The sequence below is a fragment of the Streptomyces sp. NPDC046900 genome (genome assembly GCF_040644975.1).
GTDB lineage: Bacteria > Actinomycetota > Actinomycetes > Streptomycetales > Streptomycetaceae > Streptomyces.
This window is the reverse complement of record NZ_JBEYXD010000051.1, coordinates 37,896-63,092: the sequence shown is the minus strand read 5'-3', so window position 1 is coordinate 63,092 and position 25,197 is coordinate 37,896. Positions and strand designations below refer to the sequence as shown.

The following is a 25,197-nucleotide window of genomic DNA, read 5'->3' as shown; positions in this document are numbered from 1 at the left end:
CACCGCCTGGATATTGCCCTGCACATCCGCCGACGCACCCGTGTCATACGACCGACGATCCGCACCCGAACCCGCCATCACACACCACTCCCCGTGAGAAAGACTCCAGCCCAACAACCGTGCGTCACACAGAACTTCAGCGGAACCGCGCCCCGTCGAAGTTCGCCGCACCCATCTGACGCCGCGCGTTCTCACCCTGCTCCTGGTCACCCGAAGCGAACGCCGAGTCCATCCCCGACTGACCACCCAGGATCGCCGCCAGCGAACCGTTCAGCTCCTGAGCGATACCGTCCGCCCGCCCCTTGAACTGATCGAACGCCGCACGCCCCGCACCATTGAACTTCCCCTCCAACGGCTGCGCCGCCTGCACCAACTGACGGATCAACGTCCCCAGATCCTCGCTCGACCCACGCGAGCCCTTCATCAGCGTCGACAGGGTCTGCGCCCCCATGTCGAACTTCATCGTGCCTCCCCGTTCCGACCCATCGGTCGTGTTCCGCCTGCGACGTACGTGTTGCCATCTCTATCAACTGGGGGATTGCCCGTGCAATCGACGCTCACAGAGCCACCACAAAGGTGTGACCCGGCTGTGGTGTGATACGGGGCATCCTTCGCAACTCATCCAGGTCACCGGCCAGGATGGGGAGTTGGGACGGGAGTGCGCTCGTCGCCGGTCCCGGTGCGATGATCACCGTCGCGAATCAGACACGTGGCAATCAGCGTCCGCAGGGGGCGTGCGGGGCCCGCGTGAGGTCGCTCAGCGCGCGACCGAGACCGTCGGGCCCTCCCGGCAGATCAGCAGCAGCGCCCGGTCGTCGTTCACGTCCTTCGCCACCGCTTCGATGAGATGCCAGGCGGCGCCGTGGAAGCCCCCGACGACGTAGCGGTCGGCCTCGCCGGTGAGGCGGTCGATGCCCTCGACGATGTCGCGGTCGGAGGTCTCCACCAGGCCGTCGGTGAACAGCATCAGGACGTCGCCGGGCCGGAGCGAGCCCTTCACGGAGTCGAACTGGGCGCCGTCGTAGACACCGAGGAGGGGGCCTTCCGCCGCCTTCTCCTCCCAGCGGCCGCTGCCGGCGCTGAGCTGGAGGCCCGGCGGGTGACCGGCCGAGTACAGCTCGTAGTCACCCGAGTCCAGGTCGAGGACCAGGTGGATGGAGGTCGCGAAGCCCTCGTCCCAGTCCTGGCGGAGCAGATAGCCGTTCGCCGCCGGCAGGAACGCGTGCGGCGGCAGTGAGCCGAGCAGTCCGCCGAACGCCCCCGAGAGCAGCAGGGCGCGCGACCCCGCGTCCATGCCCTTGCCCGAGACGTCCGTGAGGACGACCTCCAGCGTGCGGCCCCCGTTGGTGCGGGCCGCCACCACGAAGTCACCCGAGAACGACTGCCCGCCGGCCGGTCTGAGCGCCATCTCACGGTGCCAGCCGAGCGGCAGCTTCGGCAGCTTGCTCTGCACCCGGATGCGTTCGCGCAGGTCGAAGAGCATGGTTCCGCCGCGCCGCCAGGGCACCCCGACGCGGCTGCGGAACTGCGCGATCAGCAGTCCGAAGAAACCGCAGGCCGCGACCACGAGCACGATGCCGGGCGTGACCCGCGAGGGCCCCTCCGTGTACGGGCCGAGTCTGACGGACTCGACGATCAGCGCGGTGGCCGCGGCGGCGTAGAGGCTGAGCAGGCTGGAGGGTCGCAGAAGCAGACCGCCCGCCACGATCGGCAGGACGAGGACGGCGGGCGAGCACCACACGGGGTCGACCAGGGTGGTCGCCGCTATCAGGGGGATCATCAGCAGCAGGCCGGCGAGCGCCACCCAGTCCGAGCCGTCCCCGCGGAAGTAGTCCACGGCGGATCTGCGCAGGCCGGTTCTGGCCCGGTGCCACTGCTTCTTCAACCGGGCCGTGAACGTGTCGGCTTCCGAGCGCCGCTCTTGTCCTGCTGCCATTGCTCGGGACCCTATCCATCCGACCAGGCCCTTGGCACGGGAGGTCCCACTTGTCCCCCGTCCGAGCGCTGAACTTCACAGCAACCCGGCACCCATGACCAGGGGGAAATCCCCTCGCTCGTCCTGCATTGCCCTGATAGTCATGGCGCATGACGACCGACGTGCGGGTGCTGCGGCAGGACGAGTGGAACGAGTGGTACGGCAACCTCCTCCGGGCCTTCGGCGGGACGGATGAATCGGCCGAAGAGCGTGAACTATGGAACGGACTAACCGAATTCGATCGCTCTCTGGGCGTATGGGACGGAGAGGTGTGTATCGGCACGGCGGGGGCCTTCAGCTTCCGGCTCACGGTTCCCGGCGGTGCCTCGGTCCCCGCCGCCGGCATCACGATGGTGAGCGTGGCGGCCACGCACCGTCGACGCGGGGTACTGACCTCGATGATGCGCCGGCAGCTGGACGACATCCGTTCCTGGGGTGAACCGCTCGCGGTGCTGACCGCGTCGGAACCGGCGATCTACTCCCGGTTCGGATACGGCGCCGCGACCTTCCACATGGGCGCCGAGATCGACACGAGCCGGGTCGGCCTGTCCGTTCCGGCCGGCACGGATGACGTACGGCTGCGGTACGCCGCTCCGGCCGACGTCCTCGACGCCTGCGAGGCCGTGTACGCGCGGCTGGTGCCCGGCCGTCCCGGCATGCTGGCGCGGCAGCCCGGCTGGGAGAGGGTGGCGCTGCTCGACCCGCCGAGCGAGCGGGAGGGAGCGTCTCCGCTGCAGTGCGTGGTCGCCGAGCGGGACGGAGCGATCACCGGGTACGCGCGCTTCCGCACCAAGCTCGGCTGGGGGGTCTCCGGGCACGACGGCACGGTGAGCCTGCTGGAGCTGGCCGCTCTCGATCCGGCGACGGACGCGGCCCTGTGGCGCTTCCTGATGGGCATCGACCTGATGACCACGCTGTACGTGCGCGGAAGGCCCGTCGACGACGGGTGGCAGCACATGGTGTCCGACATCCGGCGGTGCCGGCCGCGGCTGCGGGACGGGCTGTATCTGCGGCTGGTCGACGTGGCGGCGGCGCTGGAGGCGCGGACCTATCAGACGCCGGTGGACGTGGTGTTCGAGGTCGAGGACGCGTTCTGCCCCTGGAACACGGGGCGTTGGCGGCTCACCGGCGATACGAAGGGCGCGTCCTGCGTACGGACCGCCGATGCGACCGATCTCGCGCTGTCCATACGGGAGTTGGGGGCGGCGTATCTCGGTGGTGTGTCCCTGGCCTCACTGGCGTCGGCAGGGCGGGTCCGGGAGCTGCGGCACGGGGCGCTGGCGGAGGCGGCGTCGGCGTTCGGCTCGGTGGCGGCGCCGTGGCTGCCGCACGGCTTCTAGCCGCGGTCACCGGCTACGGCTTCTGGCAGGCCGGGCACCAGAAGAGGTTGCGGGCGGCGAGATCGGCGGTGCGGATCTCGCCGCCGCAGATGTGGCAGGGCAGGGTCGCCCTGCGGTACACGTACACCTCGCCGCCGTGGTCGTCGACGCGCGGCGGGCGGCCCATGGCCTCGGGGGTGTGTTCGGGGCGGACAGTGTCGATGCGGTTGTTCCGCACCCCCTCGTGCATGAGCTCGACGAGATCGGCCCAGATCGCGTCCCACTCGGCGGGCGTGACGTCCCGGCCGGGCCGGTAGGGGTCGATCCGGTGGCGGAAGAGGACCTCGGCGCGGTAGACGTTGCCCACGCCGGCGATGACCTTCTGATCCATGAGAAGGGCGGCGATGGACGTACGGCTGCGCGCGACGCGGCGGTACGCGGACGTGGGGTCGGCGTCCTCGCGGAGCGGGTCGGGGCCGAGGCGGCGGTGTACGGCAGCCTTCTCCTCGGCGGTGATCAGCGCGCAGGTGGTGGGGCCGACGAGATCCACGAAGGAGGCCTCGTTCGTGAGGCGGAGGCGGACCGTGTCGGTGGGCGGCGGCGCGGGGGCGTCACCGAACGCGACCTTGCCGAAGAGGCCCAAATGGATATGTACCCATTCGCCGTCGCGGAAGCCGAGGAAGAGGTGCTTGCCGTGGGCGTCGGCGGTGTGCAGCTCGGCCCCGTCTAGAAGGGCGGCGGCGTCGGCGAACTTCCCCTGGGGGCTGCGGACGCCGACGGCGCCGCCGGCGAAACGGGCCGCGTAGTCCTTGGCCAGCCGATGAATGGTGTGCCCCTCCGGCACGGTCGCCCTACCTCCCGGTGAACGTGACAAGTCGGGGTCCCGCCCGGAAGCCGGGCTGGGCTTCCCTGGGATCCGGCGGAGCCCCCGGCAGCTGTCTCAGACCTGCGGGTGGTGCGAGGGGATCGGCGGCAGCTCGCCCGTGGTCTCGTACGACGTGAGCATGTCGATTCGGCGCTGGTGGCGCTCCTCGCCGGTGAACGGCGTGTTCAGGAAGGTCTCGACGAACTTCGTCGCCTCGTCCTGCGTGTGCATGCGTGCACCCACGGCGACGACGTTCGCGTTGTTGTGCTGCCGGCCGAGCGAGGCGGTCTCCTCGCTCCAGGCGAGGGCGGCTCGCACGCCCTTCACCTTGTTCGCGGCCATCTGCTCCCCGTTGCCGGAGCCGCCGATCACGATGCCGAGGGAGTCGGGGTCCGCCGCGGTGTGCTCCGCCGCGCGGAGGCAGAACGGCGGGTAGTCGTCCTGGGCGTCGTAGATGTGGGGCCCACAGTCCACGGGCTCATGGCCCGCGGCCTTCAGCCACTCGACGAGGTGGTTCTTCAGTTCGAAACCGGCATGGTCGGAGCCGAGATACACGCGCATGGTCCGAGTGTGTCACGGCTCCCGCCGCTCGGCCTCGCGGGGTACATACCCCCGGAAAATGTGAGCCAGACTATAGAACCTCAAGGAAACCTCAAGTAACAATCCGGAATCAAAGGTTTCCGAATTCCATTACCTCCGATTCACTGGACCGACTCGTACACCGCTCGTACGAGCCCCGGTACCGCTCGTAAGGCACCGGGCGCGTCCGTACGTACGCGTGTCCCCCCACATTCCGTACACCGGCTCAAAGGAAATACGTTTCATGACCTCGCAGCCGTCCCCCACAAAGGCCGAAAACAATCCTGGCCACCCCGGAGAACCCGGCAACGGCCTGCAGGCCGGACTCAAGAACCGTCATCTGACGATGATCGCCATCGGCGGCGTCATCGGCGCCGGGCTGTTCGTGGGCTCCAGCTCCGGAATCGCCACCGCGGGTCCGGGCATCCTGCTCTCCTACGCCCTCGTCGGAACGCTTGTGGTCCTTGTGATGCGCATGCTGGGCGAGATGTCCGCCGCGAACCCCACCTCGGGCTCCTTCTCCGCGCACGCCGACCGTGCGCTCGGCCGCTGGGCCGGATTCTCGATCGGCTGGCTGTACTGGTTCTTCTGGGTGGTCGTGCTCGCGGTGGAGGCGACCGCGGGTGCCAAGATCCTCGCGGACTGGATCCCGGCCGTGCCCCAGTGGGGCTGGGCCCTGATCGTCATGGCCGTGCTGACCGCCACCAACCTGGCGTCCGTCGGCTCCTACGGTGAGTTCGAGTTCTGGTTCGCCGGAATCAAGGTCGTCGCGATCGGCGCCTTCATCGTCATCGGCGCGCTCGCCATCTTCGGCGTGCTGCCCGGCGTCCACAGCGACCAGGCGAGCTTCGGCAACCTCACCGGCCACGGCGGCTTCCTGCCCAACGGTCCCGGGACCATCCTCACCGGTGTGCTGCTGGTGGTCTTCTCCTTCATGGGCAGCGAGATCGCCACACTCGCGGCGGGCGAGTCGGAGGACCCGCGGCGGGCGGTGACCAAGTCGACCAACAGCATCATCTGGCGTATCGCGGTCTTCTACCTGGGCTCGATCCTCGTGGTCGTCTCCCTGGTGCCGTGGAACGACCCCGCGATCGCGAAGAAGGGCTCGTACGTCGCCGCCCTGGACTCCCTCGGTATCGCGCACGCCGGTCAGATCATGAACTTCATCGTGCTGACCTCGGTGCTGTCCTGCCTGAACTCCGGGCTCTACACGGCCTCCCGGATGGCCTTCTCGCTCGGCCAGCGGGGCGACGCGCCCAAGGCGTTCGCCCGGACCACCGGCCGTGGTGTGCCGATGACGGCGATCGTCGTCTCCGTCCTCTTCGGCTTCCTCGCCGTCTTCTTCAACTACAAGTACCCGGACTCGGTCTTCCTCTTCCTGGTCAACTCCAGTGGCGCGGTCGCCCTGTTCGTCTGGCTGGTGATCTGCTTCTCGCAGCTGCGGCTGCGGAAGATCATCCAGCGTGAGGCGCCGGAGAAGCTGATCGTGAAGATGTGGCTGTACCCGTACCTGACCTGGGCCGCGGCCGCACTGATCGTCTTCGTCCTCGGCTACATGCTGACCGACACGGAGCACGACGGACGCGAGACCGTCCTGCTGTCGCTCCTCGTCGCCGCGGTGGTGCTCGTCATCGCCGTGGTCAGGCAGGCGCTCGGCGGCGGCAAGGCCGCGGAGCCGGTCGAGGACGCGCAGAAGGCGCGGGCCGAGGTCGGCGCCTGACCGGCACACGGACATGAGCAAGGGGAAGGGGCCCCGCGGAGTACAGCCGCGGGGCCCCTTCCCGTTCGTCTCGCTCCGGGTCGGCCGCACCGGTGCGACGTCACCCGCCGTCGGCCTCGGCAGGGCCGGAAAAGCACCGGGGGACGGGCACTCGGCCCGTCCCCCGGTACCGAACGGCCGGAACTACGACGTCACTTCCGGGCGAGCTTCCAGGCGCCGGGCAGCAGGCCCATCGCCAGGGCCGCCTTGAGGGCGTCGCCGATCAGGAACGGGGTGAGCCCGGCCGCGATCGCCGCGTTGGCGGACATGCCGGTGGCGAAGGCGAGGTACGGGACGCCGACCGCGTAGATGATCGCCTCACCCAGCAGCATCGCGCCGGCCGTGCGCAGCACCGAACGGTCGGCGCCGCGACGGGCCAGGGCACCGAGGACGGTGGAGGCGATCAGCATGCCGAGGATGTAGCCGAAGGAGGGGGCGGCCGCACCGGAGGCGCCACCGGCGAACCACGGCACACCGGCGACACCGGCCAGCGCGTACAGGGCGAACGACAGGAAGCCGCGGCGGGCGCCGAGTGCCGTGCCCACGAGCAGCGCGGCGAAGGTCTGCCCGGTCACCGGCACCGGGGAACCCGGCACGGGCACCGAGATCTGCGCGGCGAGCCCGGTGAGCGCGGCGCCGCCCACCACGAGGGCGACATCACGGACCAGGGTGGAGGCACCTCCCCGCGCGAGCGAAGCCGAGAGCCTGGGGGAGGGCAGCAGGTCGGCGAGGACCTGGCCAGGACGTGTGGTGGCGGTGGCGGTGCTCATGGGGGACTCACTCCGGCGCAGGGGGCGGTTCGGGACACGGCGACGCTATCCCAGGGGTCGGGCGGTGATCACCGTCAGCGCCCGACAAAGGGGGGATCCGTGGCTTGGTGGGCTGTTCACAAAAGATGCGGGCCACACCCGATACGGCGTGATACCGGTCACGGAGGTGGCCGGCTGCACGGAAGGGGAGCGGTTCCGGCGGCGTCTGCAGGGTTTCACCAACAGGGCTTGCCCCCTTGAACGGCCGCTGTCTCGCCCGTCGGTCACCGTCTGGGTACGGGTGGCCCGTTTTGCCGGCTACACCTCGGTCGCTGCGTGACCTCACCCTCACGGTCCGTGGGACACGTGTCCGGATAGTGGGCGGCCTCTCCCTGTGAGCGGAGAGGCCGCCCAGACTGTGGGGCGATTTTGCCCGACTCATGCACTGGACGAGCCGCTCTCATGCCCAGCACCACTCTCGAGACGCCCCCGAAGCCGGACACCGCGCTCTCCCACGGCCTCAAGCAGCGCCACCTGTCGATGATCGCCCTCGGCGGCGTCATCGGCGCGGGCCTGTTCGTCGGCTCCGGAGCCGGTATCGCCGCGGCCGGACCCGCGATCGTCATCGCCTACGCCGTCTCCGGACTGCTCGTGATGCTGGTGATGCGGATGCTCGGCGAGATGTCCGCCGCCTACCCCTCCTCGGGCTCCTTCTCGGCGCACGCCGAGCGGGCGATCGGCCCCTGGGCGGGCTTCACCGCCGGCTGGTCGTTCTGGGTGCTGCTGTGCACCGCCGTCGGCCTGGAGGGCATCGGCGCGGCGAAGATCGTCACCGGCTGGCTGCCCGGCACGCCCGAATGGGCGTGGGTGGCGCTGTTCATGGTGGTCTTCTGCGGTACGAACCTGGCCGCGGTGAAGAACTTCGGCGAGTTCGAGTTCTGGTTCGCGGCGCTCAAGGTCGGCGCGATCACCCTGTTCCTGGTGCTCGGCGCGCTGGCGATCGCGGGCGTTCTGCCCGGCACCGACTCCCCCGGCACCTCGAACCTCGGCGACTTCCTGCCGCACGGCAGCGAGGGCCTCGTCATCGGCCTGCTCGCGTCGGTCTTCGCGTACGGCGGCCTGGAGACCGTCACCATCGCGGCGGCCGAGTCGGAGGACCCGGTCAAGGGCGTGGCGAGCGCGGTCCGCACCGCGATGTGGCGCATCGGGATCTTCTACGTCGGCTCGATGGCGGTCATCGTCACCCTGGTCCCGTGGGACTCGAAGGAGGTGGTGGAGAAGGGCCCGTACGTCGCCGCCCTCGACCACCTGGGCATCCCCGGTGCCGGGCAGGTGATGAGCGTCGTCGTCCTGGTCGCCCTGCTCTCGGCGATGAACGCCAACATCTACGGTTCCTCGCGCATCGCGTACTCGCTGGTCGAGCGCGGTCAGGGACCCAGGGCGCTGGCCCGGGTGTCGGGGGGCGTGCCGCGGACGGCCGTGCTCACCTCCTGTGTGTTCGGCTTCGTCTGCGTGGTCCTCAGCTACTGGCGGCCCGACGACGTCTTCCCCTGGCTGCTGAACATGATCGGCGCGGTGATCCTGGTCGTCTGGTTCTCCATCGCGGTCGCGCAGCTGCGTCTGCGCCGCAGGCTGGAGCGGGAGGCGACCGGCAGGCCGGCGGTCCGGATGTGGGCGTTCCCGGCACTGACCTGGGTGGCGCTGGCGGGCATGGTGGCGATCTTCGTCCTGATGGCGCGGCAGCCGGACACCCGGGTGCAGCTGTACTCGACCGGCGGGATGACGCTGTTCCTGGCGGCCGTCGGTTACGCCTGGCAGCGGGCGCGAGCCAGGAGCTGACGCGCGGCATACGCCGGACGGCCCCGCGAGCGGAACACTCCCTGAGGGGAGTGACTCGCGGGGCCGTCCCGTACCGGACCTGCCGGTAGGCGAAGTTCCGGGCGATCGTAGGCAGATGTCGAACGAGAGGACACTCGCCTGCCACACCTGCGGAGCGGATCAGCCGCACCGTCAGCCGCGGGACGAGCGCGAACGAGAGATCATCCGCAAGCTGACGAAGAAGCGCTACGTGGAGGACTACTGGATCTGCGCGACCACCGAGCGGGACTGCCGCAACATCCGCTACTGGTGGAGCATCAAGCCCTTCGACCCGCCCCAGAAGATGCCCGAGCCCGAGTGAGGCTCACAGGTTGCTGAAGTCCGGGCCCTTCGTCCGCGTGCGCTTGATCTCGTAGAAGCCCGGGACCGAGGCGACCGCCAGAGTGCCGTCCCACAGCTTCGCGGCCTCCTCGCCCTTGGGTGCGGGGGTGACCACCGGGCCGAAGAAGGCGAGCTGCTCGCCGTCGGCGCCCGGCACCGCGATCACCGGGGTGCCCACCTCCTGGCCGACCTTGTCGATGCCCTCCTTGTGCGAGGCGCGCAGCTCGGCGTCGAACTCGAAGTCCTCCTGGTCGGCGTAGTCGATCAGGTCCGCGGGGAGGCCGACCTCGTCGAGCGCGGCGGCGATCGCCTCGAGCGTCGGGCCCTCGCCCTGGTTGTGGAAGCGCGTGCCGAGAGCGGTGTACAGCGGGCCGAGGACATCGTCGCCGTGCTTCTGCCAGGCAGCGGTCACCACACGCACCGGCTTCCACGCCTTGGTGGCCAGCATCTCCCGGTACTCCTCGGGCAGCTGGTCCAGCTTGTCCTCGTTGAGCACGGCCAGGCTCATGATGTGCCAGCGCACCTCGATGTCCCGGACCTTCTCGACTTCCAGCACCCAGCGGGAGGTCATCCAGGCCCAGGGGCACAGCGGGTCGAACCAGAAGTCGACGGGGGTCTTGCCGGAAGCGGTCACGGTCTCGGACATGGCTCTCCTAGGGAAGGGGGTCCTACACCATTCAACAACAGAGATCGCTCCGGCCATTCCCGGGATCCGTAAGAGGTGGTGCGCCCAGTTACGCGCTGTCAGGGGCGCATGGCAGGATCGGTCCTGTCCGTCCCCCGACCCAGCCCCTAGGGAGTGCCGCCCGTGCCCGGTGAGAACCTGTCCCGCGACGAGGCCCAGGAGCGGGCAGCGCTGCTGTCCGTCGACGGGTACGACGTGTCGCTCGACCTGCGCTCCGCCGTGGGGGAGGCACCCGGCGGCGCGGACGGCGGCCCGCGCACGTTCCGCTCGGTCACCACGATCCGCTTCCGCTGCGCCGAGCCGGGCGCCACGAGCTTCGCCGATCTGATCGCCCCGAGCGTCACCGCGGTCTCGCTCAACGGCAAGGACCTCGACCCCGGCGACGTCTTCGACGGCACCCGCATCCGCCTGGAGGACCTGGCCGCGGAGAACGAGCTGATCGTCGACGCGCAGTGCGCCTACTCCCGCACCGGCGAGGGCATGCACCGCTTCGTCGACCCGGAGGACGGCGAGGTCTACCTGTACACGCAGTACGAGCCCGCCGACTCCCGCCGCGTCTTCGCGAACTTCGAGCAGCCGGATCTCAAGGCCCCGTTCCGCTTCGAGGTCCGCGCCCCCGAGGAGTGGACGGTGTGGAGCAACGGCGCCGGCGAACGGCACGACGGGGTGTGGCGGTTCGCGGAGACGAAGCCGATCTCCACGTACATCACCTGTGTGGTCGCGGGCCCGTACCACTACGTCACGGACAGCTACTCCCGCACCTTCGACGACGGCACGAAGCTGGAGATCCCCCTCGGCGCGATGTGCCGCAAGGGTCTGGCGCGGCACTTCGACGCGGACGACGTCTTCCTGGTCACCAAGCAGGGCCTGGACTTCTTCCACGACCACTTCGACTACCCGTACCCCTTCGGGAAGTACGACCAGGCGTTCGTGCCCGAGTACAACCTCGGCGCGATGGAGAACCCGGGCATGGTCACCTTCCGCGAGGAGTACATCTTCCGCGGCAAGGTCACGCAGGCGTCCTACGAGCGCCGGGCCAATGTGATCCTGCACGAGATGGCGCACATGTGGTTCGGCGACCTGGTGACCATGGCGTGGTGGGACGACCTGTGGCTGAAGGAGTCCTTCGCGGACTTCATGGGCTCCCTCTCGCTGGTGGAGGCCACCCGCTTCACCAACGGCTGGATCACCTTCGCGAACAACCGCAAGGCCTGGGCGTACCGCGCCGACCAGCTGCCCTCCACCCACCCCGTCACGGCGGACATCCGCGACCTGCAGGACGCCAAGCTCAACTTCGACGGCATCACCTACGCCAAGGGCGCGTCCGTGCTGAAGCAGCTGGTGGCGTATGTGGGCCGGGAGGCGTTCCTGGAGGGCGCGCGCCGCTACTTCAAGCGGAACGCGTACGGCAACACGCGCCTCGGGGACCTGCTGTCGGTCCTGGAGGAGACGAGCGGCCGGGACATGGCGGCCTGGTCACGCTCCTGGCTGCAGACGGCCGGCGTCAACTCCCTCACCCCGCAGGTGCTGCTGGACGAGGAAGGACGCGTGGCCGAGCTGTCCGTGGTCCAGGAGGCCGCCGAGTCGCACCCCGAACTGCGCCCGCACCGGGTGGCGGTGGGCCTGTACCGCGGCGAGGGTGACGCCCTTGTCCGGTACGCGCGCGCCGAAGTGGACGTCCACGGTCCGCGTACGGTGGTCGGCGAACTGGCCGGCGCCGAGGCTCCGGAACTGGTCCTCGTCAACGACGACGACCTCACGTACTGCAAGATCCGCTTCGACGACACCTCGCTCGCGACCCTGAGGGACCGTCTCGGCTCCGTCACCGACCCCCTCGCGCGGGCGCTGTGCTGGTCGGCGCTGTGGAACCTGACCCGGGACGCGCTGCTGCTCGCCCGGGACTTCATCGACCTGGTGCTGCGCTTCGCCGGCCGCGAGTCCGACATCGGCGTGCTCCAGATGCTCCACAACTGGGCGAACTCGGCGCTGACGTACTACGCGGCACCCGACTGGCGCGAGACGGGCGGGCGGCTGCTCGCGGACGGCGCGCTGAGCGAGCTGCGCCAGGCGGAGCCGGGCAGCCAGCACCAGCTGACCTGGGCGCGCTTCTTCGCGGCGGTGGCCCACGACGAGGCCGACCTGCGCCTGCTGCTGGATCTGCTGGCAGGCACCACGCAGATCGAGGGTCTGGACGTGGACCAGGAGCTGCGCTGGGCGTTCCTGGAGCCGCTGGCCGCGCACGGAGCGGCGGACGACTCGGTGCTCACGGCGGAACTGGCGCGTGACGACACGGCCTCCGGCAAGCGGCACCAGGTGCGCTGCCTGGCCGCGCGCCCCTCGGTCGCGGTCAAGGCCCAGGCCTGGGCCCAGGTCGTCGAGTCGGACGCCCTCTCGAACGCACTCGTGGAAGCGACCATCGCGGGCTTCGTGCAGCCGTCACAGCGGGAGCTGCTCGCGCCGTACACGGAGCGGTACTTCGCGGCGATCGACCGGGTGTGGGCCGAGCGGTCCATCCAGATCGGGATGGACGTGGTGAGGGGCCTGTTCCCCGTGTTCCAGGACTCACCCGAGACCCTGGACGCGGCGGACGCGTGGCTCGCCGCGCACGAGGACGCACCGCCGGCGCTGCGCAGGCTGGTGCTCGAGGCGCGCGACGACCTGGCCCGCAGTCTGCGCGCCCAGGCCCGCGACGCCCGGCCGGCCCGCTAGGACGACACCGCCGGGGCGCCACACCGGCGCCCCGGCGAATCGGCCTCGCATGCGGACGGGCCGGAGCGGTACCGCCGGAAGTGATGTCCGGCGCACGCCGGGCCGGACTTGCGTGGCGGTAACGGCAGTTGACGGGTACGCAGGAACGACAGTTACGAAATACGAGTAACTCCACCCGTAACCTGCCGCCGCCCCCATTCGGACCAGCCTCTTTCGGCAGTCGAACGCGCGTACTTTAGCGCCGTGTTGTCCGCATTTGCCGACGGATGTGTAACAGGGGTTAGGCGGCGGACCGGGCGCGGGAACGTCGGGGCATGACGCACAACACCCCGCTCTCCCCCCGCCCCCTCTGCCATCTGTCGGAGACGCAGCGCCGGGTGCTGACCACGGCACAGCTGCGCGCCCACGGCGTGACCGCCGCCGCAGTCGACGCGCAGTGCCGCCCCGGTGGCCCCTGGCAGCAGTTCCTGCCGGGCGTCTACCTGCTGCACCAGGGCCCGCCGACCTCCGAGGAACGGCTGCACGCGGTGCTGCTCTACGCGACGCGCTCGTCACCCGGCGGCCCGGCGCCCGCGGTCCCGTCCCAGCCGGACGCGCCCGCCCTGCGTCCCCCGCTGCCCCAGCCGGACGCGATGATCACCGGCCTGGCCGCGCTGACGCTGTACGGCTTCACCTGCTCTCCCCCGCTGACCTCGCTGGAGCAGATCGACGTCCTGGTCCCACGGATGCGGCGGCTGCGCAGCACGGGCTGCGCCCGGGTGCTCCGCACCCCGGCCATGCCGGCCGCGCACCAGGTGACAGGACTGCCCGTCGCCCCGGTTCCGCGCGCCCTGGCGGACGCGGTGGCCGAGCTGCCGGACGCGGGCACGGTACGCCGCCTGCTGACCGAGGCGGTGCGCGGCGGCCACTGCGATCCGGCCGCCGTGGTCGGCGAGCTGCATCAGGCGAGACTGCTCAGCCGCCCGCACGTGGTGGACGCGGTGGACTCGATCCTCGCGGAGCGGCGGGCGATGGCCGAGGACCGCCTGTACCGGATGGTGCGCGAGTACGGCCTACCGGAGCCGGTGTGGAACGTCGATCTGAAGCTTCCCGGGGGGCCCTGCCTCGGCGGCCTCGACGCCTACTGGCCCGAGCAGGCGGTGGCACTGGAACTGGACACGCGGGCGCCGCGCCACGGCTTCCGGCAGGAGGACGACCCCCTGTGGTCGGAGTACGCCCGCAAACGCGAGCAGCTGGAGCGGCTCGGCATCACGGTCGTCCACGTCACGCCGAGGAAGCTGCGGGCCGCGCTGGAGCAGCAGGCGACGGTGGTCCGCACGGCCTTGATGGCGGCCGCGGACCGGGATCCGGCCGCGTATGTCGAGGTGCTGCCCCGGTAGTGACCACCGGGGCGGTCATCAAGAGGAGAGAGGAGGGGGCCGTCGGTCCGGCGGCCCCCTCCTCGTGCACCGTGCCGGTCAGAGCGTCTCCGGCAGGGGCGGCTCCGGCAGTGCCTGCCGGACCCACTCCGTGTGCAGCTGGTCGATCAGCGCCGCGTACGAGGCGATCATGCGGGTGCGGCTGAACCGCTCACGGCTGTGTTCGAGGACGGGCGCGAGAGCCGGGCGGGCGGCCGCGGCGTCGGCCCAGGCCTGTGCGATCGCATCCGGGTCGGGCGGGGTGACGAAGCCGTGCCCGGCCACGATCAGCGCGCTGTCCCCCACGTCGGTCGCGACGGGCACCGCACCGCACATCATGCCCTCGATCAGGCACAGCGGCGCCGCCTCGCCCCAGGCGGAGGTCAGTGCCACCACGTCGGAGGCCGCGTAGACGGTCTCCATGTCGCGGCGGACCCCGAGCCGGTGGAGCCGGTCGGCGAGCCGCAGGTCCTCCCCGAAGGCCGCCTCGATGTCGTCCTGCAGCCCGGGCTGGCCCGCGGTCATACCGGCCCCGCACATCAGCACGTGCCCGTCGGGCTCGCTGCGCAGCCAGGCACGCGTGGCGCGCAGGAACAGCGGAACGTTCTTCATGGCGTCGTAACGGGCGGCGAAGACGACGACCGGCGCCGTGTCCGGGATGCCGAGCGCGTCCCGCAGCTGGATCCGCCGGGCCGGGTCCGGCCGGAAGCGCAGCAGGTCGACGCCGTTGGGGATGACGTGCAGCACCTCGGCCGGGATCCCGGCGGCCTCGTAGGCGGCCCGGGTGGACTCGGCGCAGCAGACGCAGGCCACCACGGTGCCGTCGGCGATGGCGGCCTTCAGCTCGTCGAGTGCCGCGCCCTGATTCTCCGGGTCGGAGCGGTGCAGGCTGACCACCACCGGCCGTCGGGGCAGGCCTCCCTGGTTGAGCAGGGCGAGCGGCTGCTCCTTGAGCGACAGGATGACGTCGGCATCCGCCATCGCCCTGGCCGTCGTCGCCAGCTCCGGCCCCGTGAACCGGGCCGGGTCGGCGGTGACACCCCCGGGCAGGCCGAAGGTGCGGCCCAGGGACGTGACCTCGACGTCGGCCGCGGTCAGCGACCGGTAGCAGGCATCGTCCTCCATGGGCTGCCGGGTGGCCTCACGGAGCACCTCCCCGTGGAGGCTGAGCACACGGTGGTGCTGGCCGCCTTCCTGGAGTCCCAGGACGACGTCGGTGTGGAGGATCCGGGCACCCCCGGAGAAGAAGCCCTCGTAGACCGAGAGCACGTGCAGACCGTGCCTCAAGCGCACGCGACCACCCGCCTTGCACAAATATCGAACCATCCCCGTGAACAGCGGGTTGTCCGATATGAGGCGGCATAGATGTTTCGGGCAGATGAACTGCGTGTCTCATGTCCGGGTCGGATGCGTTTACACCGGAATTCGATGATCTTGAATACGGTGGTCCCGGCTTCGCGGAATGACCATGGGCGGACGACCGACCCGATCAAGATGCCCGAGGCAGGACATTACACCCTCCCCGAGACACGTCCCGAGGGCTGCCCCCGGTCACAGCCCGGAGGAGGGCGGCGATCCCGACCCAGGTGAGTCGCCGCCCCGCCGCGGGGCGGGTCAGTGGCCGCAGAACTCCGCCTCGATCACCGCGTCGGCGTCCCCCGACCAGTCGCCGTTGAAGTTGAAGGCGAGGGAGTGGCGTCCGTCCGCCGTGGTGACCGCCGAGGACGTCGAGCCGTGGATGCCGCCGTCATGTCCCCAGACATGGACACCACAGCTCAGTTTCCGGTCGATCAGGCCGAGGCCGTAGCTCGCGTCCGGGTGGCCCTTGGCCGTGGTGGTCGCCTTCATCTCCTTCAGCTGCTCGGGCGGCAGCAGCCTGCCCGTCAGCAGGGCCGAGTAGAAGCGGATCAGGTCCGCGGAATCCGAGATCATCCCGCCCGCCGAGGACGCCATGGAGGGATTGAGGGCCGTGACGTCGTACGTCGGGCCGGTCGTCGCCTCCGCGAGCTTGCCGTAGGCGCGGCTGCTCGGCTGCGGAACCGCGGTGCGCGTGCCGGGAAGCGAGGTGGCGCGCAGGCCGAGCGGGGCGATGACGCGGTCGCGGATCTCCCTGGCGTACGAGTGTCCCGTGACCCTTTCGATCACCATTCCGGCCAGGACGTAGTTCGTGTTGGAGTAGCTCCAGGAGGTCCCCGGCGCGAACTCCGGCTTGTGGGACATCGCGATGCGGACCAGGTCCTGCGGCGCGAGTGTGTCGTAGCGGTGCCGGAAGAAGCCGTCCTTGAGGAAGTACGTCCGGACGAAGCTGTCGTCGGCCGTGTAGTCGTAGACGCCGCTCGTGTGGTTCAGGAGCTGCCGGACGGTGATCCGGCGGCCGTCGTGGCCGTGGCCGCGGACCACACCGGGCAGCCACTTGTCCACTCTGTCGTCGGGGGACAGCCGTCCCTCCGCCTCGAGTTGGAGCAGCACGGTCGACACGAACGTCTTGGTGATGCTGCCCACGCGGTAGCGGTCCTGCGCCGAGCGCGGCTTGCCGCTCCGCAGGTCGCCGACTCCCGAGGTCGCCTTCCATGTGCCGTGTCCGTCCCTGGCCGTGGCGGTCACGCCGGGGACGCCGGTCTTGACGGCGGCGTCCATCGCCTGCCGGGTCGCGCTGTGGCCGCCCGCCCGCGGGGCGGCGGACGCCGGGGCGGTGAGGGCCGCCGCCGTGACGGCCGCCACCACCGCCGCTCGCGTCAGGCCCGTACGTACGGACATGTCTTCCGCCTTGCCGTCGATGGCCTTTGTCGGCGAGAGGGACCGCGTCGGGGAAGGCAGGGTTGCCTCGGCGAACGGCAGTTGAGCGCGTTTCAGCCCTTCTTCAGGACCAGTTCCGTGTTGCGGTCGACCGCGCCGCCCGCGAGGGTCATGTTCGCGCCGGGGGCGTTGAAGGCCAGTTCCCGGTAGAGCGCGGCCAGGCCCGTCTGGGTGAGGTCGCCGAAGTCCGTGCGGTGCGGCGCCGATGACTCGATGAGCGTGGTGAAGACCGAGAGCGTGCCGTCCTTGTTGTCCACCAGCTCGATGACGCGGGCGAGCTGGGGGTGGTCGACGTGCGAGGCGGTGGAGATCTCCCAGAAGGAGCGGCCGTCGGGCGCCGAGTGCGGGGTGATCACGTTCTTGTGGATATGGCCGTTGACCCAGGCCAGCACGTTCGGGTGGCTGACGAGCAGGGCGATCACCTCGCTGCCGCTGTGGCGCCGCTCGCTTGGGTGGGACGGGTCGGGGCGGGTGTTGTCCATCGTCTTGCTGGTGTGGTGGCTGAAGACGACGGCGTACGAGTCCTCGTGGTCGCGCAGGGTCTTGTCCAGCCACTTCAACTGGGCCGTACCGATGGAGCCTTCGTAGTGGCCGCCCGCGTCGGTCGTGTCGAGGCTGATGCCGATGACGTCGTCGGAGATCCGGAAGGAGTAGTACTGGGTGCCGGCGTCGACGTTCGCCGTGGAGTAGCCGTGGCCGACCGGGCCGAGACCGGTGTAGGCCGGGTCGAGGTGGGCCTTGAGGTATTCGGCGGGGGTGTACGGAGCCCGCCTCTCGTCCGGGGTGACCGAGCGCATGTCGCGCGTGTGCGCCTTCAGCAGGTCACGGAACTGGACGCCCCTGGGGTCCTTGGCGTTCTTGATGGCGTCCTGGAGCTTCGTCGACTCCGCCGCGGACAGGCTCATCAGCTTCTTGCCGCCGATGGCGTACTCGGCGAGGTAGGGGTCGCCGTGCGCGTAGCAGCCGAGCGGCAGGGCGTCGTGGTTGCCGACCGTGGAGTACCAGGGCAGCTTGAGGCCGGGGCTGCGCACCTCGCGGATCGCGGCGGCCAGGAAGCCCTGGATGTGCGGGAAGCCGAGATGCTTGTCGCCGTCGCGGACGGTCGTGTCGGGCTGCCAGTACAGCTTGAGACCGCTGTTCTGGACGCCCTCGTAGTGCCGCGGGTCACCGGAGTCGGGCGTGAAGCGGCCACCGCTCATGATCTTCATGAACCACTCGACTTCGGACTTGGCGTTGTTGTCCGTGTTGTCGCCGGTGGTCATGACGAAGCGGAGAGGAGCGCCGGTCACGGGGGCGCCGTGCAGCGAGTTGACCCGCTCGACCAGCGAGATCGCGCCCTGCACGGTCAGCGCCTCGTGGGGCCGCCAGGCGTGCTGGTCGGTGGAGCGCAGGTACTCGAGGCGCAGCGGGTGCTGGCTGTCGATCAGGTGCAGGTCGGTGAACTGCACGAACGCCGCAAGGGTGGTACGGCGTCCGTCGCGGCCCGCCTTGGGTGCGGCCAGCTCGCTGCGCACGACGCGCTTCCAGCCGGGGCCGTCGCCCAGCCGGCGGTATCCGGAGGCGGTGCGCGGCGCGGCCACTCCGGCCAGCGTGGTCCCCGTCGTGTACGGGGCGGAAGACACGGCCCGCGCCATGGAGGTCTCCCCGGTCGACAGCGTTCGGGACTGGGCGAGGGGGTCGGCGACGGGGGCCTGCCCCGCGCCGGTGCGGGCCGAAGCGCCGGCGGCGTGGCCTTCCCCCGGTCGCAGCGCGAGTCCGAAGCCCGCGGTGAGGGACGCCGCTCCGGCAGCGGCGAGCAGGGTGCGACGATGGAGTGCAGCCGCCGTGGCGACAGAGCGTATGCGCGACATGGCGCGGTCTCCCCGAGTGCGAACGCGACAGCAGTGACCGCGGGACGATCGCTGTTGCGAACTCCCGCTCACTCTGGATCGTTGACACCAGGAATGACCTGGATGTTAACGAGGCGGCAACGCACAGCGCCGATCGCCGAACGTGGATCTTGGACCACCTTGCGCGTCCACGACACCTCCCCGGCCGGCCGGGAGACGGTCACTCAGCGTTCATTTCCCGGGGTATCCGAAGCCGTCACCGGTGAGTGGAGGCCGGCCCGCCACGGGCCGTTGGCGCCACAGCTCGAGCCCCGTGTCCACGAGCCCGAGCCGCCGCAGTCCGGTGACGGCGGCGAGATCATGCCAGGCGGCCAGATCCGTGGAGCCGCCGACCTCGCTGCGGAGTTCGCCGCCGATGACACGGCCCTCGTAGACGAGCCGTACGGCGTGGTGGTCGACGGTACGGCCGAAACGCCCGCGCAGGCTGCGGCGGATCGAGTCCACCCCGAGCAGCCCGGTGAGCTCTACGCGGAAGCCGGTCTCCTCCTCCACCTCTCGCAGGGTCGTGTCGTAGGGGTCCTCGCCGTGTTCCATGCCGCCGCCGGGCAGGGTCCACTCGGACGTGCCGCCGGGTCCCGGCATCCGGGCCAGCAGGAGCCGGCTGTCGCGAACGCAGATGGCGTAGGCCGCCACTCTCAGCTTCTTGCGCACCCAGGGACGTTAGCGCGCCGGGCCCGGATTGGCAGGGGAGTATGCGGGACGGGACCAGCGAAGTGGCACGGCGCCCCGCGTCTGGACGGCCTCCGACAGGATGAAACGGACACTTCGTTCGCCGTCGGCGCCGAACTCCGTCCGTGCCGCGCCCGAGAGCTGCAGTGCCGTCCCCGTCGTCCAGTCGAGGAACAGCAACCCCGCCCTGGGGTCGGCCGCCAGGTTGCCGAGGGTGAGGAACATGGAGTTGCCCGGGTAGTCGCGCCAGCTCAGTTCGCGGGGTGAAGCGGCCTGTACGAAGCCGGGGTTGCCGCCCCGGTGGCTCACATCGGCTCCGCGATCGTGGACGGTGGCGAGAAAGAACGTGTCGGACCGGCTGATGAACTCCCGCTGCGCGAGGGTCAGTCCACTGCTGCGGCACGGCTCCTGTGGCCGCCGGTCCCCCACCCACTCGTACGACTCCCTCTTCTGGAGGTACCGGGGGCAGTTGGAGAACACCTGGTCCGCCTCGATCGCCAGGCCGCCCGTGGCCGGGCGGGACCGGCCGTTGAGGCGCATACGGCGGCGGGTGCGCGGGTCGAGGGCGATCGTGCCGACGTGAAGGCCGTCCACCGTCAGCGCCCGCGTCAGCGGATCGGCCGGTGCGACTCCGCCCGCGACCGAGATCCGCCGCGGGCTCGTGGCCCGGACGAAACCCGGCTCTCCGGTCAGCGGCGACGCCCACACCGAGCCCCCGGCCGGATCGGCCGCGCCGATCACCAGCATCGGCTGGAGCGCCAGGAAGGCCGCGGCCACCGGCTTCAGGCTGTCGCCGACGGCCCGGCCCACATGGTCCGCCTGATCACGGACGCCGAGCCGGTCCTGCAGTGCGCGCGAGCCTTCGTGATACATCCCCACTCCTAGAAGAAGCCGCAGGTCGGGGCCGACGCATGCGGCGCGGGGGCGCCTTCGGCACCACGGGGCGCGCTGATCTCCAGCCGCGTTCCGTCCGGGTCGTGGAAGAAGATGCCGCCGGACGCGGAGCCCTCACGGTGGGCGACCACGCCCTCGTAGGCGAACTCGACGCCGTATCCGCGCAGGGCCGTCTCGTACTCCCTGACCTGCTCGGCCGTGTCCACCTCCAGCGCGAGATGGTGCAGTCCGGCGTGGCCCGGGTCGTACGCACCCTGCGCCTGCTGCCAGAGCGTGACCACCGGGCTCGGTCCTTCGCCCAGGAACGCGTACCTCCGGCCGTCCTCCTTGCCCTCGGCGAGCACCTGAAAGCCGAGGACGTCCCGGTAGAAGGCGAGCGAGCGGTCGAGGTCGGTGACGTTGAGGCCGATGTGGCCGGTGCGCAGTGACATGGGGGTCTCCTCGGTCCATGGCAGCCCGGAGAGACGAGCTAACCGTTAAAGATGACATTAGGAGTTAGAATAGGCAACGTCAACCGGTCACGTACCCTTGATCGGTTAGTACAGGTCAGCAGTCGAGGAGCAGCCGATGCCCGCCACCCGTGATCCGCGCCCGCTCACCGGCGAGCCGCTCGCGCTCGACCTCCTGAACACCCGGTGGATGGACGAGGGCGCCGTCCAGGACCTGCTCACCGACACCGGCGGCCTCGCGGTATGGCTCGCCGCCCATGGGCTCGACGGATTCACCGCCGGGGACGCGGCCCTGCGCAACACGCTCCGGGCGCGTGACGCCCTGAAGGCAGCGGTGGACGGCCCGCCGGAAGAAGGGGCGGCCCTCGTCAACGCCGTGCTCGAGCACGGGCGCATCCGGCCCACCCTGGACCCCCAGGGGCCCGGCGAGCGCGCCGAGTTCGACGACCCGGACTGGGGTCCCGCCTGGCTCGCCGCCCGCAACTACCTGGAACTGCTGACCGCCGCCCCGGACCGGATCCGCGGCTGCGCGCACGACGCCTGCATCCTGCACTTCTTCGACACGTCACGGAACGGCACCCGCCGCTGGTGCTCCATGGCGGCGTGCGGCAACCGCGCGAAGGCGTCCCGTCACTACGCGCGCACACGCGAGGGATGAGACCCGCGACTTACTCGTGTAGACACACAGTCCGCCCACAGGAATGTCCCGTCCTGGGCGGCTAAGTCCCCGATGGCGTATGGCGGGATCACGCCATGACTCCATCCCGCCACGGTCAAGTCTCCCCAAACAACCATCCCTTGGGTAAAGCTGAGCGGTCTTCCGGACCCGAAATCCGGACGACTGCGGTCTGAACCACGCCACCTTCGGGTTCCGGCCGCACCACCCTCGTTCCTTTACCTACAAGGGATGCCGATGACTGAGCCTCACCGCGCCCCGATATCCGGCGCGAGACGCGTGGTCCGGATAGCTGTCGCCACGGGTCTCGTGGCCGCGCTCTCCGCGGCCGGGCCGATACCCATGGCCTTCTCTGCCGACCATCACCCCGCCTCCGCCGACCCGACGGTCAAGTCCGCCTCGGCCAAGCTCGGTCCGGACGACGCGGAACTCCTCGCCGACGCCAAGGCGGACGGCGCGAAGAACGTCACGATGATGATCGCGACCGCACCGGGGCAGACCGAGCAGGTCGCCGGGGAGCTGAACGCGGTCAAGGGCGGCTCCGTCGGCCGCGCCTACGACAAGCTCGGCTATGTCCGCGCCACCGTCCCGACGGCCAAGGCCGACTCGGCCATCGCGGCCGCCGCGAAGCTGTCCTCGGTGCACGCCATCGACCTGCGGCAGGAGATCCCGCTCGACGACCCGTCGCCGAGCGCGGACACCGCCAAGGGGGCGGCGCACAGCGGCACGGCCACCTACACCGGCCCGAACAAGAACACGCCCGCCAAGAACCCGTACAACCCGTCCTTCGAGACGGGTGCCGTGGACTTCGTCAAGGAGCACCCGAAGGCCGACGGCCGGGGCGTCACCATCGGCATCCTCGACGCGGGCGTGGACCTCGGTCACCCGGCGCTGCAGAAGACCACCACGGGCGAGCGGAAGATCGTCGACTGGGTCACCGCGACCGACCCGATCCTCGACGGCGACGCGACCTGGCGTCCGATGGTCACCCCGGTCTCCGGGCCGACCTTCACCTACAGCGGCAAGACCTGGACGGCGCCGGCGGGCTCGTACGAGGTCAGCATCTTCCGGGAGTCCGCCACCGCGGGCGGCGACGCCGCCGGCGACGCGAACCGCGACGGCGACACCACCGACTCCTGGGGCCTGCTCTACGACCCGGCGGCCGGCACGGTCCGCGTCGACCTGAACAACAACGGCGACTTCACCGACGACACGCCGATGAAGCCGTACAAGGACGGCTACCAGGTCGGCTACTTCGGCACCGACAACCCGGCGACCGACGTCGTCGAGCGGCAGCCCTTCGTCGTGCAGATCCGCAAGGACGTGCCGATGGACCCCTACGGCGGGTCCTGGGTCGGCCAGAAGGCCGACTTCGTCAACATCGGCGTCATCGAGTCCGAGCACGGCACGCACGTCGCGGGCATCACCGCCGCGAACGGCCTGTTCGGCGGCAAGATGAGCGGCGCGGCCCCGGGCGCGAAGATCGTCTCTTCCCGCGCCTGCACCTGGACCGGCGGCTGCACCAACATCGCGCTCACCGAGGGCATGATCGACCTCGTCGTCAACCGCGGCGTCGACATCGTCAACATGTCGATCGGCGGCCTCCCGGCGCTCAACGACGGCAACAACGCGCGCGCCGAGCTCTACACCCGCCTCATCGACACCTACGGCGTCCAGCTGGTGATCTCCGCGGGCAACTCCGGCCCCGGTGCCAACACCATCGGCGACCCCGGCCTCGCGGACAAGGTGATCTCGGTCGGCGCGGGCATCTCCCAGGAGACCTGGGCCGCCAACTACGGCTCCCAGGTGGACACGAAGTACTCGCTGATGCCCTTCTCCTCGCGCGGTCCGCGTGAGGACGGCGGCTTCACGCCGACGCTCGTCGCGCCCGGCGCCGCGATCAACTCGACGCAGACCTGGATGCCGGGCTCCCCGGTCGCTGAGGCGGGCTACTCGCTGCCGGCCGGCTACTCCATGCTGCAGGGCACCTCGATGGCGTCCCCGCAGGCCACGGGCGCCTCGGCGCTGCTGCTGTCGGCCGCCAAGCAGAAGGGCAGCGACCTGACGCCCGCGAAGCTGCGCACGGCCCTCATCTCGACCGCCGACCACATCAAGGATGCGCAGGCGTACGAGGAAGGCGCGGGCCGCATCGACATCCTGGACGCGTGGGACGCGATCAAGGACGACGCCACCGCCCACGACTACACGGTCAAGGCGCCGGTCGACACCGCGATCGACTTCGCGCTGAAGACCCCGGGCTTCGGTACCGGCCTGTACGACCGCGAGGGCGGCCTCAAGGCCGGTGACAAGAAGACGTACGACATCACGATCACGCGTACGTCCGGTCCGGACAAGGCGCTCCGCCACGAGCTGCACTTCGCGAACAACTACGACAACACCTTCCGCCTGCTCGGCTCCGACGAGGTGAAGCTGCCGCTGAACCAGCCGGTGACCGTCCAGGTCCAGGCGTCGCCGAAGGCCGCGGGCATCAAGAGCGCGATCCTCGATGTCGACGACCCGCAGACCGAGGGCCTCGACAAGCAGATCCTCACCACGGTCGTGGTCTCGACCCCGGTCAAGTACACCTACTCGGCCAAGAGTTCGGTGCAGCGCAACAGCACCCGGTCCTACTTCGTGACCGTGCCCGAGGGCGCCAAGTCGCTGGAGGTCGCGATCGGCGGGCTGAAGGACAAGAGCCAGACCCGGTTCATCGCGATCCACCCGTACGGCGTTCCGGTCGACAACACCTCGACCCCGTTCTGCTACAACAACTACCTCGACGGCAACGGCTGCAAGCCCGACGTGCGCTCGTACGCGGACCCGCAGGCCGGTGTCTGGGAGATCGAGGTCGAGGCGCGCCGGACGTCCCCGCTGCTCGACAACCCGTACAAGCTCGACGTCAGCGTCCTCGGCGCGGCCTTCGACCCGGAGACCGTGACCGTGCCCGAGGCCAAGGTCGGCACCCCGGCCACCGCCTCCTGGAAGGTGACGAACGGCTACGCGGCCCTCGACGGCAAGCTCAAGGGCGGCCCGCTCGGCTCCTCGAAGACGGCGCGGCCGACCATCAAGGGCGGCGAGACCCAGACCAGCACCGTCGAGGTGCCCGCGGGCGCCACGTCGCTGGACGTGGCCATCGGCAATGTCTCCGACACGGCCGCCGACCTCGACCTGACGGTCTACGACGCGAGCGGCAAGCAGGTCGCGCAGTCCGCCGACGGCGACTCCGAGGAGTCGGTGCACATCGCCTCGCCCGCCGCCGGCACCTACACCGTCGAGGTCGCGGGCTACTCGGTCCCGTCCGGCTCGACGGCGTACGACTACCGCGACGTGTTCTACTCCCCCTCGCTCGGCCAGGTGACGGTCGACGAGTCGGCGCCGGTGAAGCTCGGCACGGGTGACACCGCGACGGTGTCCGGCTCGGTCACGGCGGCCGCGGCCGCTCCCGAGGGCCGGGAGTTCTTCGGCCAGGTCCAGCTCGTCAACGCGCGCGGCACCGTCGCGGGCATGGGCAACGTGAAGATCGAGAAGGTCACGCCGTAGTACAGGGCACGGCGGTGTGGGCGGGCGTCCGTACGGGCGCCCGCCCTT

20 protein-coding genes are annotated in these 25,197 nt (G+C 70.3%); 8 read left to right on the top strand and 12 right to left on the bottom strand.

Annotated features, from left to right (window positions below; all coding sequences use genetic code 11):
- Nucleotides 1-136: 136 nt before the first annotated feature.
- Nucleotides 137-463 carry a hypothetical protein gene (locus ABZ904_RS34345; protein WP_359391479.1) on the bottom strand — a complete coding sequence of 109 codons (327 nt, stop codon included), beginning with the start codon at nt 461-463 and terminating at the stop codon, nt 137-139.
- Nucleotides 464-757: 294 nt separating this feature from the next.
- Nucleotides 758-1,936 (bottom strand): PP2C family protein-serine/threonine phosphatase, encoded by a 1,179-nt coding sequence (locus tag ABZ904_RS34340; protein WP_359400779.1) that lies wholly within the window; start codon nt 1,934-1,936, stop codon nt 758-760.
- A 149-nt stretch (nt 1,937-2,085) separates the two neighbouring features.
- On the opposite strand from ABZ904_RS34340, the gene ABZ904_RS34335 reads away from it, so the two are divergent.
- Complete coding sequence (locus tag ABZ904_RS34335; protein ID WP_359400775.1) at nt 2,086-3,315, top strand: GNAT family N-acetyltransferase; 1,230 nt, start codon at nt 2,086-2,088, stop codon at nt 3,313-3,315.
- A 13-nt stretch (nt 3,316-3,328) separates the two neighbouring features.
- On the opposite strand, the gene ABZ904_RS34330 is transcribed toward ABZ904_RS34335, so the two are convergent.
- A complete protein-coding gene (locus ABZ904_RS34330; RefSeq protein ID WP_359400772.1) occupies nt 3,329-4,138 on the bottom strand; it encodes a DNA-formamidopyrimidine glycosylase family protein in 810 nt (269 codons plus the stop codon).
- 96 nt (nt 4,139-4,234) lie between these two features.
- Entirely contained in the window at nt 4,235-4,720 is a 486-nt protein-coding gene (locus tag ABZ904_RS34325; protein ID WP_359400769.1) for a ribose-5-phosphate isomerase, read from the bottom strand.
- Between the two features lie 262 nt (nt 4,721-4,982).
- Between ABZ904_RS34325 and ABZ904_RS34320 the strand changes: the two genes are divergently transcribed.
- Entirely contained in the window at nt 4,983-6,458 is a 1,476-nt protein-coding gene (locus ABZ904_RS34320; RefSeq protein WP_359400766.1) for an amino acid permease, read from the top strand.
- Between the two features lie 191 nt (nt 6,459-6,649).
- On the opposite strand, the gene ABZ904_RS34315 is transcribed toward ABZ904_RS34320, so the two are convergent.
- A complete protein-coding gene (locus ABZ904_RS34315; RefSeq protein ID WP_360999181.1) occupies nt 6,650-7,267 on the bottom strand; it encodes a biotin transporter BioY in 618 nt (205 codons plus the stop codon).
- Nucleotides 7,268-7,708: 441 nt separating this feature from the next.
- On the opposite strand from ABZ904_RS34315, the gene ABZ904_RS34310 reads away from it, so the two are divergent.
- Nucleotides 7,709-9,085, top strand: coding sequence for an amino acid permease (locus ABZ904_RS34310; RefSeq protein ID WP_359400760.1), 1,377 nt, complete (start codon nt 7,709-7,711; stop codon nt 9,083-9,085).
- Nucleotides 9,086-9,200: 115 nt separating this feature from the next.
- Complete coding sequence (locus ABZ904_RS34305; protein WP_359400757.1) at nt 9,201-9,425, top strand: hypothetical protein; 225 nt, start codon at nt 9,201-9,203, stop codon at nt 9,423-9,425.
- A 3-nt stretch (nt 9,426-9,428) separates the two neighbouring features.
- Here the strand turns inward: ABZ904_RS34305 and ABZ904_RS34300 are convergent, their stop codons facing one another.
- A complete protein-coding gene (locus ABZ904_RS34300) occupies nt 9,429-10,091 on the bottom strand; it encodes a DsbA family protein (RefSeq protein ID WP_359400754.1) in 663 nt (220 codons plus the stop codon).
- A gap of 162 nt (nt 10,092-10,253) precedes the next feature.
- Between ABZ904_RS34300 and pepN the strand changes: the two genes are divergently transcribed.
- Both pepN and ABZ904_RS34290 read left to right on the top strand, forming a co-directional pair.
- Complete coding sequence (gene pepN / locus ABZ904_RS34295) at nt 10,254-12,839, top strand: aminopeptidase N (RefSeq protein ID WP_361827778.1); 2,586 nt, start codon at nt 10,254-10,256, stop codon at nt 12,837-12,839.
- Nucleotides 12,840-13,153: 314 nt separating this feature from the next.
- Nucleotides 13,154-14,218, top strand: coding sequence for a hypothetical protein (locus tag ABZ904_RS34290; protein ID WP_361827775.1), 1,065 nt, complete (start codon nt 13,154-13,156; stop codon nt 14,216-14,218).
- A 78-nt stretch (nt 14,219-14,296) separates the two neighbouring features.
- On the opposite strand, the gene ABZ904_RS34285 is transcribed toward ABZ904_RS34290, so the two are convergent.
- From ABZ904_RS34285 to ABZ904_RS34260, 6 genes are all read right to left on the bottom strand, one after another.
- Nucleotides 14,297-15,505 (bottom strand): glycosyltransferase, encoded by a 1,209-nt coding sequence (locus ABZ904_RS34285; RefSeq protein ID WP_361827791.1) that lies wholly within the window; start codon nt 15,503-15,505, stop codon nt 14,297-14,299.
- A gap of 345 nt (nt 15,506-15,850) precedes the next feature.
- Nucleotides 15,851-16,993, bottom strand: a complete 1,143-nt coding sequence (locus ABZ904_RS34280; protein WP_360999189.1) for a serine hydrolase domain-containing protein — start codon at nt 16,991-16,993, stop codon at nt 15,851-15,853.
- 92 nt (nt 16,994-17,085) lie between these two features.
- On the bottom strand, nt 17,086-18,882 hold the full coding sequence (locus ABZ904_RS34275; RefSeq protein ID WP_361827772.1) for a TIGR03767 family metallophosphoesterase: 1,797 nt from the start codon (nt 18,880-18,882) through the stop codon (nt 17,086-17,088).
- A gap of 210 nt (nt 18,883-19,092) precedes the next feature.
- The gene (locus ABZ904_RS34270; RefSeq protein ID WP_359400742.1) at nt 19,093-19,572 is read right to left on the bottom strand and encodes an NUDIX hydrolase; all 480 of its coding nucleotides are present in this window, start codon (nt 19,570-19,572) and stop codon (nt 19,093-19,095) included.
- 9 nt (nt 19,573-19,581) lie between these two features.
- Nucleotides 19,582-20,469 (bottom strand): pyridoxamine 5'-phosphate oxidase family protein, encoded by an 888-nt coding sequence (locus ABZ904_RS34265; RefSeq protein ID WP_360999193.1) that lies wholly within the window; start codon nt 20,467-20,469, stop codon nt 19,582-19,584.
- 2 nt (nt 20,470-20,471) lie between these two features.
- Nucleotides 20,472-20,915, bottom strand: coding sequence for a VOC family protein (locus ABZ904_RS34260; RefSeq protein WP_360999195.1), 444 nt, complete (start codon nt 20,913-20,915; stop codon nt 20,472-20,474).
- Nucleotides 20,916-21,051: 136 nt separating this feature from the next.
- Between ABZ904_RS34260 and ABZ904_RS34255 the strand changes: the two genes are divergently transcribed.
- Nucleotides 21,052-21,591 (top strand): CGNR zinc finger domain-containing protein, encoded by a 540-nt coding sequence (locus tag ABZ904_RS34255; protein WP_360999197.1) that lies wholly within the window; start codon nt 21,052-21,054, stop codon nt 21,589-21,591.
- Nucleotides 21,592-21,846: 255 nt separating this feature from the next.
- Nucleotides 21,847-25,149: a S8 family serine peptidase gene (locus ABZ904_RS34250; protein ID WP_360999199.1), complete on the top strand. Its 3,303-nt coding sequence runs from the start codon at nt 21,847-21,849 to the stop codon at nt 25,147-25,149.
- The last annotated feature ends 48 nt before the right edge of the window (nt 25,150-25,197 follow it).